This window comes from Halalkalibacter sp. HAAS-P014 (genome assembly GCF_056619965.1).
Genome location: NZ_JBWQTV010000011.1, coordinates 52641 through 71332, shown reverse-complemented (window position 1 = coordinate 71332; position 18692 = coordinate 52641). Strand labels below are relative to the sequence as shown.

The following is an 18692-nucleotide window of genomic DNA, read 5'->3' as shown; positions in this document are numbered from 1 at the left end:
GATTAGATTTGAGTAAACAAACGATTTTACAATATATAAAAGAAAATCAAGCTGAGTTCACAAGTATGGCTCGAAAGATTTGGGAACATCCACAGCTAGCATATGAGGAAGAGTACGCTTCTAATCTGCAAACAACAAAGTTAGAAGCAGAGGGGTTTAGCATTCAAACCCCAATAACTGGGATTGACACAGCATTTGTAGCAGAATATGGTACTGGTAATCCAGTGATTGGAATATTAGGAGAATACGATGCGTTGCCTGGTCTTTCTCAACAAGTAGCTACAACTCAAAGTGAGGTTGTTCCGGATGGTCCAGGTCATGGGTGTGGGCATAACCTGCTTGGAACAGCAGGGGTAGAAGCTGTCATAGCGTTAAAGAAAGTAATGGTTGAGCAAGGACTGGGCGGTACGATCCGTTATTACGGTTGTCCAGCAGAAGAGGTTCTCTCTGGAAAAACATTTATGGCAAGAGAAGGGGTCTTTCATGATTTAGATTGTGCTCTAACATGGCACCCGGGTGATGCGAATATCGTCATGAATAAAAGTATGCAAGCGATGGCATCGGTGAAATTTCATTTTAAAGGAATTACCGCTCATGCTGCAGCCGCTCCACATGCAGGCCGAAGTGCATTAGATGCCGTTGAACTTATGAATATAGGTGCCAATTATATGAGAGAGCATGTGTTAGATGGCACTCGGATTCATTATGTTATAACAAATGGAGGATTAGCTCCTAATATTGTTCCAGAGTTTGCGAGTGTTTGGTACTACTTAAGAGCTGCCACCAAAAAACAAGTAGAAGAAATGTTAGAGAGGATAGAGAAAATAGCGAAAGGTGCTGCTCTGATGACGGAAACTGAAGTAAAGTCAGAAATAACAGCTTTTGCCTATGAAACCCTTCCAAATGAGAAATTAAATGACTTACTTTATGAAAATATGCTTCTATTAGATAAACCGGTTTTTGAAAATGAAGAGAAAGAGTTTGCTATGCAACTTGTAAACAGTACCGGTGTCAAAGCCGACGAAGTGAAAAGTCTATTTAGCGATAATGTTACTGAACTTCTTCCAACAAATTTCGCTTATAATAAGCAACAACATGGATCATCGATGGGGGGATCAACTGATGTAGGAGACGTTAGCTGGATCACCCCTGTGGGAACAGTCGTTACGACCTGTGCTCCTGTTGGTGTTCAGCTTCATTCATGGCAAGCAACGGCTTCTTTTGGATCTTCCATTGGATTTAAGGGGATGCATACAGCTGCAGAAGCTATGGCTTTAACTTCCTATGATTTATTAATGAATAAAGAAAACGTACTCGAAGACATAAAGGAAGAATTTATGGAAAGTACAAAAGGAAGGGAATATGTAAGTGGGATACCAAAACAGGTTATGCCTCCGATTGGAAAAAAGAGCAGTTAAATAAGTAGAAGAAGTAGAGGTGCCTATCATTTGTCGATTCGACAAGTTACAGGCACCTCTTTTTTTAACGGCTCAATTATATATGTTGGGGTTATCAAACAATTCGGGGAATAGATTTTGAGCATAAAAAAACACGCAAACTCTCCCCCAAAAATGGGGGAAGGGCATAGATTTACGGGGGTGTTTTATCCCTAAAAAATTCCGTAACATAATGATAAGAGGTAAAGGTTACATAAAAACCTTTTAAATTCTTATTAAGGAGGGGAAGCTGCGTGAGTCTTGAACAAATGTTAGCAAATAATATATTGGATAAAATTTCAAGTGTATATCTTGCCCCTGACCAAATTGTATCCAATGCGAAACAAAAGGGTAAAAAAATAATAGGTGTTCTAGGTAATGATGTACCGATAGAGTTATTAATTGCAGCGGGCTGTTTACCTGCTCCCATTAGAGGACAGCAGGATAAGGATCCAAACATTGCAAATCAATATCTTGAAAGTGGCTTTGACCCACGTGTAAAAATGCAAATGGGGCAGATTATTGATGGATCCTATGGCTTTCTGGACCACCTCATCGTATCCAATTCATCGGATGCAGTTATCCGTATCTACTATTACTTGCGGGCATTAAAACAGACAGAGCCTAATAGAAAGTTACCAGAATTACACTTTTATGACTTCTTACATTCTAAGTTAAGGAGTACTAGTTTATATAATTTAGACAGAACCCATGAATTAGTAAGGGTACTAGAACGATGGTGTGATCACTCAATAAGTAGTCGTGAATTAGAAAGTGCCATCGAATTGTGTAATCAGACCCGCAGTCTTCTGGAACGTTTTTCAGAATTAAGGGGGCCTGAGGCAGCCTGTATAAGTGGAGTTCAAGCACTGCAGATTATTAGTGCAGCTTACCTTTACCCACGCGCAGAATACAACTCTCTCTTACAATCATTTTTAGATAATGTACAGCATCTAAAACCGTTAGAGGGACCACGTGTTTTTGTTACAGGCAGTACTCATGAGCACACAGAGTTTTATGAATTGGTTGAGTCTAACGGAGCAGTGATTGTCGGCGAAGATCATGATGTCAGCCTCAGAAATTTTGCAGGGAGAATTGATACTACTGTAGATCCATTAGAGGCGATCGTTGACTATTATCACCTTGATCGTTCACTCCCTTCCTCACAATCTACTGTGTCAGAAAGAGTTACGTCACTTGTTGAAAATGTAAGCGTAACCAATTCAGAGGGAGTTATCTTTTTTATTCACCATGCAGATGATGCACCTTCATGGGATTTTCCAGAACAGAAAAATGCCTTAGAAAAACTAGGGATACCCGTTCTGTTAATCGATCGTCAGCAGTATAAACTTGATAACAAAGCAGAAGTTGATCAGAAAATAAAGGAATATATAAATTTATTGAAGAGCAGGAGGGATATGAGATGAGTGAAGGCAAGGGAACAATTAAAGAAAAAGGGAATGCAAGTGTTAAGAGATTAAAGACGCCTAGTGTAGCAACGGCCTACCAACGCGAATGGTTCAAAGGTTTAAAAGAGAAAGTGGAGAAAGGAGAACCTTTTGCTTTTGTTAATGCAGACGTTCCACAAGAAATATTCCGTGCAATGGACATACCTTATGTTGTGAATCAATGGTGGTCGTCCGTTTGTTCAGCCAAACAAATGTCCCCATACTATTTAGACTTACTAAATGAGCACGGTTATCGCCAAGATTTATGCCGATATTGTTCACTCTCTCTAGCAACATCTTTTGATCCGACACCGGAAAATGGCCCTTGGGGCGGTCTTCCTCAACCCTCAATCGCAGTAACGAGGTTAACATGTGACTCTCAGGCAAAGATTTTTGAACTATGGTCAAAAAAGTTAGATGTACCTTTTTATCCACTAGAGAATACGGTGCCTCGAACAATCCCTAATAATTGGTGGGACAAAGCAAGTGATCAATGGGAGGATTTGTTTGAATCACATCGACTAGATTATATGATTGAAGATTTTAAAGGACTGATTCGTTTCCTCGAAAATCACACAGGTAAAACATTTAGTGAAGTGAAATTCAAAAAAGTCATGAAGCTTGCGAATGAACAGGCTGAGTACAATCGAAAAACACGTGATCTCATTGCACAAACAGTACCTTCGCCTGTAAGTATAACCGATACAGTTCCTGCTGTTATGGTGCCGCAATGGCAGCGTGGGACCGAGTGGGCGGTAGATATGGCAAAAGCATTGTATGAAGAGGTTAAAGAACTTGTTGATCAGAGGAAAGCTGTGTGCGAAAGAGAAAACGTGCGATTGATGTGGCTCGGTCGGGGATTATGGTTTAATTTAGGTTTTTACCAATATTTCGAAAAAAAGTATGGCGCTGCATTTATCTGGTCCATCTATCTAGGACTTGCAGCAGATGGCTATGCAAGGTATGGGGAGGACCCATTAAGAACGTTAGTAAGCCGAACTGTAGGGATGGAGGATATGCTTCATATGCCACCATGGAATAGTGATTGGTATGTAAATGAAGCAAAGCGAAATGGGATTGATGGTGTTGTGCATTTAATTTCTGACAGTTGTACACAATCAGCTGGAGGAACCTATTTTGTAAAGAAAGCTTTTGAAGACGCTGGAATTCCTATTTTGCAATTACGTGCTGATCCTGTTGATTCACGTGGGTGGGATAATTCTAACATGACTACTCAATTAGAAGAATTTATAGAGAACGAAATAGGGGTGAATCAATGATGAATAAAGGTGCTTTAGACGGTGTAGTTGTTTTGGATTTGACACAATTTGAATCAGGAACAGTTTGTACACAAACATTAGCTTGGCTTGGTGCAACCGTGATTAAATTGGAGAGACCAGGTACGGGTGAGCAAGGAAGAGGAGCGTCGAGGGATCGCCCGAATGAAGATTCGTATGGATTTCTTATATTAAATAATAATAAAAAGTCTGTAACAGTCGATGTGAAAAAGCCAGAAGGAAGAGATTTAGTATTAAAAATGGTCGAAAAAGCAGATGTTTTTATCGAAAATTTCTCACCGGGTGTGATTGAACGATTAGGGTTTGATTACGAAACGCTTCGTAGTCTTAACCCAGGAATTATCTATGCGCAAATTAAAGGTTTTGGTACCGATGGACCATATGCGAAATTTCCTGCTTTTGATGCAATCGGTCAAGCGGCTGGGGGAGTCATGAGTATAACAGGGGAGAATGACGGACCTCCGATGCATGCAGGAGCAAACATTGCTGATAGCGGGGCTGGTTACCATTGTGCAATCGCTGTTCTTGGCGCGCTCTACCAACGTACAGTTACAGGTGAAGGGCAAAAAGTTGAGGTTACAATGCAAGATGTGATGATTAATTTTAGCCGTTCTGCATGGGGACGTCAATTGATGACAGGAAAGGAAGCTCCACGGGTAGGAAATGAAATGCCAATGGCTGGAGTGGCTCCTTGTAATGTATATCCCTGTCATCCTGGTGAGCAAAATGATTATGTATTTATTTATACTTCGAGACATCCGGGTAGCCGGCAATGGCAAAATTTACTAGAAGTAATTGGCAGAGAAGATTTACTAGATGACCCGCGATTTGCAACACCGGAGAGTCGGTATGAGCATAAGGAAGAAGTTGATCGATTAATAAGTTCTTGGACGATTCAACGAACAAAGTACGAGGCAATGGAAGCTTTGGGCAATGCGACTGTACCAGCAAGTGCCGTTTTATCTACTATAGATATAAGTAACGATCCTTATTTACGAGAGCGCGGCATGATCGTTGAAGTCGATCATCCTATTCGTGGAAAGCTAGTTATTCCAGGGAATTCTATTAAACTATCAGCTTCTGATGTTCCGATAGAGCCTGCGCCATTACTCGGCCAACATAATGAGGAATTGTATATCGAATTATTCAAATTATCTAATAAACGATTAAATGACTTACGTGAAAAGGGGGTGATTTAATTCGCTGTAAACACCTTAGTGACAAGTAAGAAATCTTAAATAAAAGCGTTTAAATAAAATCTGTACATTTTCATCTTTGTATTTGTATTAAATGTGGTTAGAGCATTGTCCTTTAAGCAAGTAGTTATTCCCTCTCCATTAAGGAGAACTAACCGACAGAGAAAAGACATAACAGCAGATGGTTATGATCATCGGTATTCATATGGCTAAGGCGCTTAAAGAGGGGGCCAATATTTTATTTTAAAAATAATTTGATTTAGGGGGCTAATATGGATAATAAAAAGCTTAAAAAGGTTAGTTTAATGTTTTTGGCACTTCCATTTATTTTGATATTGCTACTTGCAGCTTGTAGTAATGAAACTAATTCTCTGTCGGAACCAACCGACCAAAACGATTCATCTGGCATTTCAGACCAAAAAGCAGAGGATACGTATGGAGGAGAACTTAAGCTTGCTTTATCAAGGGGAGGGCAGGCTTTGGCTCCGGCATCTGAATTGAGACAGATTGCTGATGTTATTATTTCGGGTACAGCTTTAGAAAAGTTAGGAAAGTATGATTCGGAAGGCCAGATGCAACCATTGTTGGCGAAAAGCTGGGAGGAAAATGCAGAGGATTTAACAATCACATTTGAACTTAATGAGGGAATTCAATTTCATGATGGAACAGAATTTAACGCAGAGGCCGTTAAGTGGAATATTGATGAATTTGTTGATTCAGGAAGAGCTGAACTAAATGGTATTCAAGCTGTGGAGGTAATAGGAGATTATACAGTCCAAGTTCAATTAGATGCTTGGAATAGCAGTATGTTAAATAACATTTGCCACTTTATTCCAATGACATCACCTCAAGCTTACGAGGAGAATGGTATGGATTGGATAAAAGATAATCCGGTTGGGACTGGGCCATACAAATTTGTGAGTTGGGCGAAAGATGAGTCGGTCATGTTTGAGAAAAATACTGACTATTGGCAGGAGGGGAAACCATATCTTGAAGGTGTGACGTTTTATTTCATAGCCGATCCAACAACGGCCACAGCGGCACTGCAAGCCGGCGATGTTCATGGTTTTATAGATGCACCAGCCCTTTCAGCTAACGAAATGAATAATTTAGCTGAACTCAACGTTGAAATATTAACTACAGGGTTAGGAAGTTTAGGCAGAGGAATTATTAGTGATAGTGCTGATCCACAATCTCCATTTGCTGATCCATTAGTTCGAAGAGCATTATCATACGCAATTGATAGGGAAGCCATTGTTGATACGCTTTACTATGGTTATGCAAATGCTACTAATCAGTGGGGGGTACCTGGGTCACCAACCTTTAATAATGATCTTGAAATCACTTATGATCCGGAAAAAGCACAGGAGCTGTTAAATGAAGCAGGGTATCCAAATGGATTTAATACAACTCTCACTACCAGTAATGAGGACGCGGACGTAAGCCTAGCAACAGCTATTCAAGGTTATTTGTCAGAGGTTGGAATTGATATTGAGTTAAATACAGTTGATAATGCCTTCTTTAGAGAGTTGACAACTTCAGCTAATAATCAGCCTTGGGATGGCCTGGTTATGTATAATCATAGAGGTGATCACGACTTAGGTACTTATATGCCAAGAAATTTTAGTTCACAAGCTACGACATATGGTCATCACCTTACTGAAGTAGATGAAATCGTAACTTTATTTAACGAAGTGAGAAGTGCGAATGATTCGAACGAAATATTGGAAATTTCTAATGATTTACAACAATTAGTTGCTAACGATCATGCTTTGGCTACATTTATCTTAGTAGAGGGATTACCTTTTATTGTACATGAGTCGGTTCAAGATATTGGAATCAATTTTGGTCACGGTTCAGAGTGGACTCCTGAAAATGCAAAGATTAAAAGTAAATAAACTCGTTCTTATCTCATAGGGGCAGGAGCACCCTGTCCCTATTTATTAGGAGTGATTTGTTCACAACATAGTGAACGTTAGTTTTTACTGTAGATTAGTTACTAAAGAATCGATTTGTGAAAAGATGAACTTACTGGGAGAGGTGAAAAAGTGAGTAAAATAAGTTTGTTAAATGTAGCAGATATTATCCTCGCATCTAATTCAGAGCCGTTATTTTCAGATGTAAAACCAATACTGCATACAGGAGATGTTGTTGTCGGACAACTTGAAGTGCCTTACACGACCCGTCATCCAAACGCGGTATCATTAGACCGTGCGCCTGAAAGCTTGCAGCCACTTGAAAATTGCGGTTTTGACATGGTTACACTTGCTGGTAATCATTTAATGGATGCAGGAATAGAGGGGCTTGAAGATACAACGCAATGGCTGCGTAATCACAATATTAAGTATGTTGGTGCGGGAATGAATATACAGGAAGCAAAACAACCGTCTATTATTGAACGGAAAGGAACTAGAATAGGCTACCTAAATTATAACTGTGTTGGTCCAGAGGAAACGTGGGCACAACCGGATAGGCCTGGGGGTGCTTTTGTAAAAATCATAACGCATTATGAACTTGATCACGCGACTCCTGGAGGTCCTCCAAGTGTGTATACGTGGGCGGAAAGTAGTACATTAGAGTCTATGAAAACTGACATTCATAATCTTCGAGAAAATTGCGATGTTCTCGTTGTATCCCTTCATAAAGGTTTAGGTCATACTCCGGCTAAAATAGCAGATTACGAGAAGGAAGTTTCATATGCAGCAATTGATGCCGGTGCAGACCTAATTATCGGACACCATGCTCATATATTAAGAGGGATAGAATTTTATAAAGGAAAACCAATTTTTCACGGGTTATGTAATTTTGTTGCATACGCACCGATTTTAGCAGCTAAATCAGATGATGCATGGGCAAAAAGAAGAAGGGAATTATTTGGATTTGAACCAGATCCAGAATACCCGACCTATCCTTTCCATCCGGATGCCATCTATACAATGATCGCCCAATGTGAAATTGATAATGGGAAAATTACAGAAGTAAGTTATGTACCATTAATTGTCGATCGAGAATCAAGGCCACTTGTCATGAAAAAAGATACGGACGGACAACGTGTGTTTGATTACGTTGAAAGGATAACGCGAGAAGCTGAATTAAATGCAAAATATGAGTGGGCTGAAGATAAAGTTCTAGTTTATGAAAATCTAAACGGAAGGGGTGAATAGTTTGACATCTAGTAACGTGAATATATCAATAGTGGGAGATATTATCGTAGGCAATGACGCTGAATATTATTTTGAACATATTAATGAAGAACTCGCAACAAAAGATGTATTAATTGGACAATTAGAAGTTCCCTATTCGACTAAACATCGTGAATCGGAAGAGTTGGAACGAGACCCTGTTCATTTACATTCTTTAGTTTCTGCTGGGTTTGATGTTCTTTCGCTGGCAGGGAATCATCTTGCTGATTTTGGAGATAGAGGAATTGAGGACACGATTTCTTGGTTAAAAGAGCAAAACATCGAATATGTAGGAGCCGGACAAAATCTAAAAGAAGCTAGAAAGCCTGTTGTTATGGAACGAAACGGAACTAAAATAGGGATTCTAAAGTACAACTGCGTTGGTCCGAAAGAAACATGGGCAGCGCCAAATAAGCCGGGCTGTGCTTATGTCAATATCCTTACACATTATGAACTTCAACACGCCAATCCTGGAGGTCCTCCAAGCATTTACACGAGAGCAGAACCAACTTCTTTACAATTGATGAAAGAAGATATTAAACAGCTACGGTCACAATGTGATATTTTAATTGCTTCTTTTCATAAAGGGCTTGTTCATCAACCCGTGAAAGTTGCCGATTATGAAAAAGAAATTTCATATGCAGCGATTGATGCCGGCGCTGATTTGGTTGTTGGAGAACATGCACATTTGTTAAAAGGGATTGAAATTTATAAAGGAAAAACGATTTTTCATGGATTATGTAATCTGGTTGCTTACGTGCCTAGTTTATTTCCTAAACCGGGTCAAGATCAGGAGGCATGGTCTAATAAACGAATGGAGCTATTTGGTTTTGTACCTGACATAGAGTATCCAACGTATCCGTTTCATCCAGAAGCGATTTATACAATGATAGCCAAGGTAAAAGTTAAAAATGGAGAAATTGTTCAAACGAGTTTTATTCCATGTATTGTCAATAAAAAAGGCCAGCCTGTAGTAGTGAAACAAGATGATGACGGACAGAAAGTTTTCGATTATATGGAAATGATTACGGAAAAGGCGAATTTAAATGCTCGATACCGTTGGGATGAAAATGAAATAGTGGTTGAATAAAATGGAGTAAGAGGTGTTATGGCTTGTCAAGAAGATATTTAGTGCCGAGATTTCTCTATTGGCGGCCTAGTCAGCTCCACGAGCAAAAGCAATCTTTTATAAGATCATAGTCACGTGATAGCAAGTGAAATTCCTGAAGTGATTGTCTATGGTTTATATTTAAAGCAATTATAAAAGATTCAATAGGTTATATATATGTCTGACAAAAAACGGGACCATTGTAGCTAGTATGAGGACAACTGACCAAATAGTGGATAATAGGAACATACATCATGAGTGTGTTATGAGATAAAGAGAAAAGAGTATGTAGTTTAATGGATTGTGTATAATCTGGAGTGATGCTCAATGGAACAATTGAATACGAAGCAGAAGGTTGTCATTATGCTTGCTATTGTGTCTGCCATGTTTTTTGCAGCGGTTAACCAAACAATAGTAGGAACCGCATTGCCTCGAATTGTCGCTGATTTAGGAGGAGTAGAGTACTTTAACTGGGTTTATACCATTTTTATGCTTGCGTCTAGTATTTCAGGGATTTTAGTAGGAAAACTGTCAGATATTTATGGGCGTAAAGTCTTTTTATTAACGGGAATTACAATTTTTCTCATAGGTTCTTTCTTATGTGGTTGGTCTAATTCAATCATTCAATTAATCATATTTCGTGCGTTACAAGGCTTAGGTGGAGGGATGATCATATCTACAGCTCACGCTTCTGTAGGCGATCTGTTTTCACCGAGAGAGAGAGGGAAATGGCAGGGTTTCTTGGCTTCTGGATTTGGTCTTGCTAGTGTTTCCGGTCCTACTTTAGGTGGTTTCATTGTCGACAGTTTTAGCTGGAATTGGGTATTTTGGGCATTCCTTCCATTCGGTGCCATTTCTTTTATTTTGATATTCTGGCTACTACCACAAATGGCTCCAAAAGAGAAAGAACCGATTGATTTCTTAGGATCTGGAACACTTACGATTGTTTTAGTTTCTATGTTACTTACTTTCTCTTGGGGAGGCGTCCGTTACAATTGGCTGTCACTTGAAATAATGGCTTTAGTAGTGATCACGTTCCTTTCCTTTTTGTTATTTATTAAGATTGAACGTACTGTTAAAAGCCCTGTTGTTCCACTAAATTTATTTAAGAATAAAGTTTTTACAGTCTCTAATTTGGCCTCCTTTTTTACGGGGGCTGGTATGTTTGGCATGATGATGTATGTACCTTTCTTTCTTCAAGGCGTAATGGGGTTGTCAGCTACTGTTTCCGGATTTGTCATCATGCCGAAAATGATTTTTATGGTGATCTCGAGTACAATCTGTGGGGTGATAATTAGTAGATTTGGAAAGTATAAGATGATTGCGTTAATGGGAATCGGTGCTATTGCCGCAGGAATGCTTTCGATATCGATGATGAATTCTGAATCGTCCATTACGGGAATTATTGTTAGTTTAATCATAATAGGGTTTGGAATGGGAGCGGCATTTCCAGTATTTACCCTTATTGTTCAAAATGCCGTTGACCATAAAGTGTTAGGCGTTGCAACATCCACTGCTCAACTAGCTAGACATTTAGGAGCAACCGTTGGTGTGTCTGTAGTCGGAATCGTGATGAACGCACGATTAATTCAAGGTTATCGTTCAGAGAATGTATCAGAACTCTTATTAAAAACACCGGATGCTGAAGGGGCAATTGAGCAGCAAATTGAAAAATTAAAGGATCCGCAAACGTTAGTTGATCCACAATCGGTTACCGAAATTCAATCATCACTTCCATTTGAGTTACACGAGCTTTATGGAACAATTATTATTGAATTAAGAGAAATATTAGGATATTCCATATCAGGAGCGTTGTTAACTGGAACATTCTTAGTCATTTGCGGGTTTATCATTGCTCTATTTTTAAAGGAAACACCACTTAAGTCGTCAATTGAACAAACAGCTAATAATAAAATCAGTAGTACCGATACAAATCTATGACCGATAAATTAATTTCAGGAGTCAAGTTCTTATGCATTCTTGACTCCTGAAATTACATGATTATGCCTTTTCGTAACAAGACAACCGTTGCATGCAGCCTATTACTAGCCCCTGATTTCTTTACGGCAGATTTAATATAATCCTTCACGGTATGTTCACTGATATTCATTCTTTCGGACATTTCTTTAACACTATTACCGTGGGCTAACCTTTGCATGACTTCTCTCTCTCTTTTACTTAAAGGAATTACGTGGTGATAATGGTAATTGCTTTCTAAAATTTTACCGAATAATTTCCCATATAACGTTACAGATTGTAAAAGATTCTCGGTGTTTGTAGAGATATTTCGACTAAATAAAGTAGAAATTGTATAACCTACTACATTTGCGCTCATACAAATAGGAATAATTAACATTGAAGGAGCTAAAGTAGGAATTGAATTATTGGAGGTGCGCGTCAGGTAGGACTCTGTTGCAATAAATTCAGCTTCACGATTGCGAATGGAAGAAAGGATTAATGGCAATGACCTCAGATCGTCTCGAACATCGTAAATGGTATTTATTTTACTGTGTTGATCTAAATGGATTACACCTTCAGCTGTAAAACCAATGGGAGAGTATCTAAATAGATAAACATTACGCAAGGGGAACATTTCTACTAAACCACGGATATATAAAATATGTTGATCTTCATTGGTTACTGCTTTTTCGATTTGTTTTACGTAATCTTGGAGGGTAATATTATCAGTCAACATAACCCAACTCCTTTTGTTGAAATTGGAAAATTCGATAAATTATATATATTAATTTAATTATATACTAGAAATCAAAAATAGTGAAGGTAAGGTACAGGAATATCGCACTCCCTCAAAAAAGGGGGGAGGTCGCATTTTCAAGGGAGTGTTCAGTATAAAAAAAATTATGTACATTTATCTACAAAAGTAAATAGTTTCATTTTATTTAAGGAGCATTGTCCTATGCGAAAAATGGATACGCATTTATGGTCATTCATTTAGATTTCTTACTATATGTCTGATTGTTTCGCAACAAATGGAAACGCTTACAGTTTTAAGGTTTTAAAGGAGGGATGTTATAAAATAGTTTTCTGTTTGTTGTTTTACAAATAAAAAAATGAAAAGGGAGAGTAACGATGAAAATGAAACGAAATGTGGCTGCTTTAACGGCCATGCTTTTATTGGCTATTATTCTTGCAGGGTGTATTTCTAGTAATAGTAAGACAACAACTGAAGAGGATATCCCATCACAGGGAGAAAATGGTGAACCCACTTTAGATGATAAATATGGAGGAACAATGAAAGTTGTTTTTGGAGAATCAGTCGTTAATATTGGTTTGCCACCACTTATTCGATCAAGAGGTGATTCCGTATTATCAATGACATTTTATGAGAATCTTGCTCGATATAATGAGAAGGGTGAAGTAGAACCGTGGTTAGCTGAAGGTTGGGAGGCAGATCCAAGTTCTAACACCATTACAGTTGAGTTAAAACAAGGAATAGAATTCCATGATGGAACTCCTTTTAATGCAGAGGCTGTGAAATGGAACTTAGAATTTTATCGTGATAGTGGTCGTGTTGAGGGATCTGCTATCGATACAATTGATACAGTGGATGAGAACAACCTTATAATCAACCTAACGCATTGGGATAATAGTATTTTTGATAATTTATTTGGGTTTGCACAAATGGCTTCTCCTACAGCTTATGAAGAAAACGGTGAGGAATGGTTACAAGATAATCCAGTAGGGACAGGTGCATTTGTGTTTAAAGAATGGGTTAGAGATGAAAAAGTGGTTGCTGAGCGAAACGAGAATTATTGGGTAGATGGTTTACCGTATTTAGATAGTGTGGAGTTCCATACGATTAGTGAATCTTCTACTGCTGAAGCAGCAATGATCGCCGGAGAATATGATCTTTACTTATTTACGAGCCCTCTAGTTACGTACAATCTAGAGAATGATTTTAAAATTGAGTCTATTGAAAATGGGATGGGGACAATTGGTAACAGTCTAGCTCCTGATAGCGAGGATCCAAACTCTCCTTTAGCTAATAGTGATGTAAGAAAAGCAATTGGTTATGCCATAGATAAAGAAGCAATTGTAGATACTGTGTATTATGGTTATGCAGAAGCCGTCCAACAATGGTCTGTTCCAAAAGCGGCAAATTACAATCCAGATGTTAAAGGTACTCCATACAATCCAGAGAGAGCAAAAGAATTACTTGTGCATGCTGGTTATGATGATGGTTTTGATATGACGATTACATTTATTAATGATCAAGAACTTACTCAAATGTATACAGCAATTCAAGCTTATCTTAGTGAAGTAGGGATTAAAGTAGAGCTAAATGGTGTCCAACGACAAGAATGGCAAGAGATGACAGGAAGTGAAGGAGAGTGGGAAGGACTAATTAATAGTGTCTTCAGAATTAGTAATGACGTTACATTCGATTTCAATAGAAATTTGGCTAGCACAAGTTCTCATTATCGTTTAACCAACTTAAATGAAGAGGTAGAGGAAATATTAAGTCAATCAAAAAATATATCAACTTCAGAAGAAATGCTTGAGCTTTCTCAGGATTTACAAAAGCAGATATTTGATGAAGAACAAGCTAGTATTCCTTTAATAGTTGGTAATATGTTACTAGCACAGAATGGGAATGTTCAAGAACATGGATTTTTGAAAAGTCAATTGACTCATTGGACTCCAGAAACTGTTTGGTTGCAACAATAGAAAACTTTTAGTAGGAACAGCTCTAGTAGATTCAGCATTAGGATTGTTCAATTTTAGGCATTAGCTTTTATTGGTTTTAAAATTCTGACTATTGTTATTACTCTGTCTATAAATGTTTAATTGTGAAATTCATTTAGAAAACTTCTTACGTAACAAGGTGTATAAGATGATCTTGGATTCATGAGGAGTAGAAAAGGAGAATCAATGATATGGCTCAATATATTATACACAGGCTTATGCAAATGATTGTTGTTTTACTTGTCCTTAGTTTATTTTGTTTTTTCCTTTTACACTCTTTACCTGGAAATCCAGTTCTAACCATACTTGGAGATGAGGCTACACAGGAAGAAATAACTCAATTAACACAAGAATTAGGGTTAGATCGACCGTTGCCTGTGCAATACTTTTCCTGGCTTGGGGGAGTAGTGCAAGGGGATTTAGGAAGGTCGATCATATATCGGGAAGATGTGGCAGATATGATAATCAATCGGTTGCCCCCTACTCTTCATATTGGAATACTTGCATTCATCATTAGCGTTATCGTAGGTGTTCCGATGGGAATCATGGCGGCAGTGAAACGTGGAGGATGGATGGATGGTTTTATTACAACGACTGCAAACTTTGCGATGGCTATTCCAAACTTTTGGCTTGGTATATTAGGGATTTATTTTTTTAGTTTGCAACTAGGGTGGCTCCCAGTACAAGGATATGTCTCTCTCTCAGAAGATTTTTGGGCTAGTACCAAGTCTATAATCATGCCATCCTTAGTCCTTGGTTTATCATCTATGGCTATTTTAGCACGTCAAGCAAGGTCATCGATGTTAGAAATCGTTCGCCAAGACTATATTCGTACAGCACGTTCAAAAGGAATTAAACAAAAGGTAATCATTTTCAAGCATGCTCTTAGAAATGCCATTATTCCAGTTGTGACACTTGCAGGATTAATGCTTCCTAATATTGTTGGAGGTTCTGTCATAATTGAACAAGTATTTAACATTAATGGCCTTGGACGACTTTTGCTACAAGCAGTGTTTAATCAAGACATTGTTGTGGTGCAAGGATGTTTGATATTGATAACGGTTACAGTTGCGCTGGCTAACTTGTTGGTTGATATTTCCTACAACTATATCGATCCACGTATACGCTATAAATAAGGAGTGAGATAAATGTCAATGGAAACAGCTCGTACAAATTCAACCAATGAAGCCCCACCAAAAACAAATGAATTAAGACGATTTCTAAAAGTTTTTCTCGGACGGAAAATTGTGATCGTTTTCGGATCTGTTTTAATTGCTATGGTATTTGTCGCTATATTTGCTGATTTTGTAGCACCTTATGATCCATACAAGCAAGATCTTAGAAATGCATTGCAACAACCTTCTGCAGCACATTGGCTAGGAACAGATGAATTAGGCAGAGATGTATTAAGCCGAATTATTTTTGGTGCGAGAATATCACTGCTTGTTGGTATTGTATCAGTCACTCTTGCAGTAATTGCAGGTGTGATGCTTGGTATCATTTCGGGTTATTTTGGGGGGCTCATTGATACGGTTATCTCTAGAATAATTGATGCATTGCTCGCTTTTCCTGGGATCATTCTTGCTTTGTCTATTGGAGCAGTCCTTGGTGCGGGAATGTGGACTGTAATAGTAGCATTGGCCATTGCGTTGACACCTGCTTTTGCAAGGCTAATGCGAGGGCAAGTATTGTCAGTTAAAGAAGCAGATTATATTAAAGCTTCTGAAGTCATTGGAGCCAATAACTTGAGAATTATGATGAAACATGTACTGCCTAATTGTCTTTCACCAATCATTGTCCTTGTTACATTAAATTTAGGAGTAGCAATCTTAGCCGAAGCGTCTTTAAGCTTTTTAGGAATTGGAATTACACCCCCTCAGGCAGCGTGGGGGGCAATGGTGAGTGACGGTCAACGTTATTTAGTGAACAACCCGGTCCTTTCATTTGCTCCAGGTGGGTGTGTGCTTCTTATTGTGCTGGCATTCAATATTGTAGGTGATGCATTGAGGGATGCTTTAGATCCGCGTTTAAGAGGTTCGATCTAAGCAAAACAATTTTGCTAGATTTTACTCTATTTAAGAAACAAAGAACAGTTAAGGAGGTTATTTGGAAAATGAAGCATCTCTTAGAAGTCAATCAATTAAAAACAGAATTTAATGTTGACGGAAATCGAATACAAGCTGTAGACGGTGTTAGCTATTATATAGATGAAGGTGAAATTGTTTGTTTTGTTGGCGAAAGTGGTTGTGGAAAGTCAATCACGCAAATGTCCGGGCTGCAATTGATCCCTTCTCCTCCGGGGAGAGTTGTTGGAGGAGAAGTTCTCTATAAAGGGGCAGACTTGCTCAAACTTAAGCCGGAAAGTGAAGAAATACGAAAAATCCGTGGTGGTGAGATTGGTTTTATCTTTCAAGAGCCGATGACTTCACTCAATCCGGTGTTAACGATCGGAGAGCAAATTATGGAGTCAATTATGCTCCATCTTAAAGTAAGTCGAACGGAAGCGCGTAAAGAAGCGATTGAAGTTATTAGTAAAGTAGGGATTCCAGATGCCGAGTCTCGTGTAAATGACTACCCACACCAATTTAGCGGCGGTATGAGACAACGACTTATGATTGCTATGGTATTATCTGTAAATCCTAAAATATTAATTGCTGATGAAGCGACAACGGCACTAGATGTAACAACTCAAGCGCAAATCCTTGAAATGCTTCGTGACATTGTAAAAAGTATGAACATGTCCTTAATTCTCGTAACTCATAATTTAGGTGTAGTTGCAAGGTATGCTGAGAGAATATATGTAATGTATGCAGGATCTGTTGTTGAAACAGGAACAGCCAAAGAAGTGTTAAAGAATCCAAGCCATCCTTATACAGTTGGGCTGATTAATGCGGTACCTAGGCTTGATGATCCAAAAGAAAAGAGGTTGGTCCCGGTTGAGGGATTGCCGCCCAATTTAATTAATAAAAAAGATCAATGCCAGTTCTTGCCAAGGTGTATTTTTCGGACCCAAAATTGTTACAATTCACCAGCCCCTCCAATGAAGAAGGTGGAAAATGGACATAAGGCGGCTTGCTATGTTGATTTGGACTCGGTTAAGAATATTAACTCACAGCAAGTGGGAAAAGAAACGGCTTCTGCTACTCAAGTTAAAGAATGCAAAGAAGTCAAGTCTAATGATAAAGGTAGGTTATTAGAAGTTAACAATCTAAAAATGTATTTCCCTGTTCGCAAGGGGATGCTTAAACGAAAGGTTGCAGATATTAAGGCGGTTGATAACGTCAGTTTTTATCTAAAAAAAGGCGAAACATTAGGTTTAGTTGGGGAGAGTGGTTGTGGAAAATCAACCATTGCTAGATCTGTTTTACGCCTTTACGACCCTACTTCAGGAGAAATTAAATTTAATGGGAAAGATATAGCTACTCTTCCTAAGAAAAAATTACGTCCCACAAGAAGAGAGATTTCTATGATTTTCCAAGACCCTTTTAGTTCATTGGATCCGAGGCAAACAGCGGAATCAATCGTCGGAGAGCCATTAATTGTACACGATCTTGTAAGAAATAAATCAGATTATAGAGAAAGAGTGGAAGAACTATTCCGAATGGTTGGATTGGACCCTAGTCTAAAAACTCGTGTGCCACATGAGTTTAGTGGAGGGCAAAGGCAACGGGTTGGAATTGCTCGCGCACTAGCAAGTGAGCCCTCATTAATTGTTTGTGACGAAGCCATTTCAGCACTTGATGTTTCGATACAAGCACAAATTATTAATTTACTAGAGGATCTCAAAGCAAAGCTTGATCTAAGTTATCTGTTTATCGCCCATGACTTGTCGGTTGTTCGACATATTAGTGATCGGGTAGCTGTTATGTATTTAGGAAGGATCGTTGAAACAGCTGATTGGAAAACGCTTTATGATAATCCGAAACATCCCTACACTAAAGCTCTTTTAGAAGCTGTGCCGATTCCAGACCCAGAAGTGGAGGAAGAGAGGAAACTGATGACGATTAAAGGTGAAATTCCTAGTCCGCAAAATAGACCTGCAGGCTGCAGTTTCCATAATCGATGTCCTATTGCAACGAAAGAATGTGAAGAAATAGATCCTGAATTGTATGAAGTTGAAGCGGGACACGGTGTCGCCTGTATAAAAGTGTAGATAGGCAAAATATATAGGAACTCGGTGCAGTTGTTGTACAAACGCTTGAACTGTTGCTAGTAAACTAGTTAAATTTACTTAAATATCCCGAGATATGCATATACCTCATTTTCATGTGACATTTACTTGCCTGAAACGGCCGATGTAGAAGTTATGATAAAAAA

General features: G+C 38.6%; 13 protein-coding genes. 12 read left to right on the top strand and 1 reads right to left on the bottom strand.

Annotated features, from left to right (window positions below):
- Window positions 1-8 precede the first annotated feature (8 nt).
- The 8 genes from AC1FXZ_RS08990 to AC1FXZ_RS08955 all read left to right on the top strand — a co-directional run bounded on the left by AC1FXZ_RS08990 (window position 9) and on the right by AC1FXZ_RS08955 (window position 11609).
- A complete protein-coding gene (locus AC1FXZ_RS08990) occupies window positions 9-1418 on the top strand; it encodes an amidohydrolase (RefSeq protein WP_480052716.1) in 1410 nt (469 codons plus the stop codon).
- 272 nt (window positions 1419-1690) lie between these two features.
- Window positions 1691-2863 carry a 2-hydroxyacyl-CoA dehydratase subunit D gene (locus tag AC1FXZ_RS08985; RefSeq protein WP_480052714.1) on the top strand — a complete coding sequence of 391 codons (1173 nt, stop codon included), beginning with the start codon at window positions 1691-1693 and terminating at the stop codon, window positions 2861-2863.
- Window positions 2860-4164, top strand: coding sequence for a 2-hydroxyacyl-CoA dehydratase subunit D (locus AC1FXZ_RS08980; protein ID WP_480052712.1), 1305 nt, complete (start codon window positions 2860-2862; stop codon window positions 4162-4164). Before AC1FXZ_RS08985 ends, AC1FXZ_RS08980 begins: the two co-directional genes overlap by 4 nt.
- The gene (locus AC1FXZ_RS08975) at window positions 4161-5381 is read left to right on the top strand and encodes a CaiB/BaiF CoA transferase family protein (protein WP_480052710.1); all 1221 of its coding nucleotides are present in this window, start codon (window positions 4161-4163) and stop codon (window positions 5379-5381) included. The genes AC1FXZ_RS08980 and AC1FXZ_RS08975 overlap by 4 nt, the downstream gene beginning before the upstream one ends.
- A gap of 269 nt (window positions 5382-5650) precedes the next feature.
- Entirely contained in the window at window positions 5651-7276 is a 1626-nt protein-coding gene (locus AC1FXZ_RS08970) for an ABC transporter substrate-binding protein (RefSeq protein WP_480052708.1), read from the top strand.
- A gap of 150 nt (window positions 7277-7426) precedes the next feature.
- On the top strand, window positions 7427-8542 hold the full coding sequence (locus AC1FXZ_RS08965) for a CapA family protein (RefSeq protein WP_480052706.1): 1116 nt from the start codon (window positions 7427-7429) through the stop codon (window positions 8540-8542).
- 1 nt (window position 8543) lies between these two features.
- Entirely contained in the window at window positions 8544-9650 is a 1107-nt protein-coding gene (locus AC1FXZ_RS08960) for a CapA family protein (protein ID WP_480052704.1), read from the top strand.
- A 345-nt stretch (window positions 9651-9995) separates the two neighbouring features.
- Window positions 9996-11609, top strand: a complete 1614-nt coding sequence (locus tag AC1FXZ_RS08955) for an MDR family MFS transporter (RefSeq protein ID WP_480052702.1) — start codon at window positions 9996-9998, stop codon at window positions 11607-11609.
- Window positions 11610-11661: 52 nt separating this feature from the next.
- Here AC1FXZ_RS08955 and AC1FXZ_RS08950 read toward each other — a convergent pair whose 3' ends face one another.
- On the bottom strand, window positions 11662-12363 hold the full coding sequence (locus tag AC1FXZ_RS08950; protein WP_480052700.1) for a response regulator transcription factor: 702 nt from the start codon (window positions 12361-12363) through the stop codon (window positions 11662-11664).
- Window positions 12364-12758: 395 nt separating this feature from the next.
- Between AC1FXZ_RS08950 and AC1FXZ_RS08945 the strand changes: the two genes are divergently transcribed.
- The 4 genes from AC1FXZ_RS08945 to AC1FXZ_RS08930 all read left to right on the top strand — a co-directional run bounded on the left by AC1FXZ_RS08945 (window position 12759) and on the right by AC1FXZ_RS08930 (window position 18528).
- Window positions 12759-14357, top strand: coding sequence for an ABC transporter substrate-binding protein (locus AC1FXZ_RS08945; protein ID WP_480052698.1), 1599 nt, complete (start codon window positions 12759-12761; stop codon window positions 14355-14357).
- A gap of 209 nt (window positions 14358-14566) precedes the next feature.
- Window positions 14567-15511, top strand: a complete 945-nt coding sequence (locus tag AC1FXZ_RS08940) for an ABC transporter permease (protein WP_480052696.1) — start codon at window positions 14567-14569, stop codon at window positions 15509-15511.
- Between the two features lie 12 nt (window positions 15512-15523).
- A complete protein-coding gene (locus AC1FXZ_RS08935; protein WP_480052694.1) occupies window positions 15524-16420 on the top strand; it encodes an ABC transporter permease in 897 nt (298 codons plus the stop codon).
- 11 nt (window positions 16421-16431) lie between these two features.
- On the top strand, window positions 16432-18528 hold the full coding sequence (locus AC1FXZ_RS08930; protein ID WP_480052692.1) for an ABC transporter ATP-binding protein: 2097 nt from the start codon (window positions 16432-16434) through the stop codon (window positions 18526-18528).
- Window positions 18529-18692: the final 164 nt, after the last annotated feature.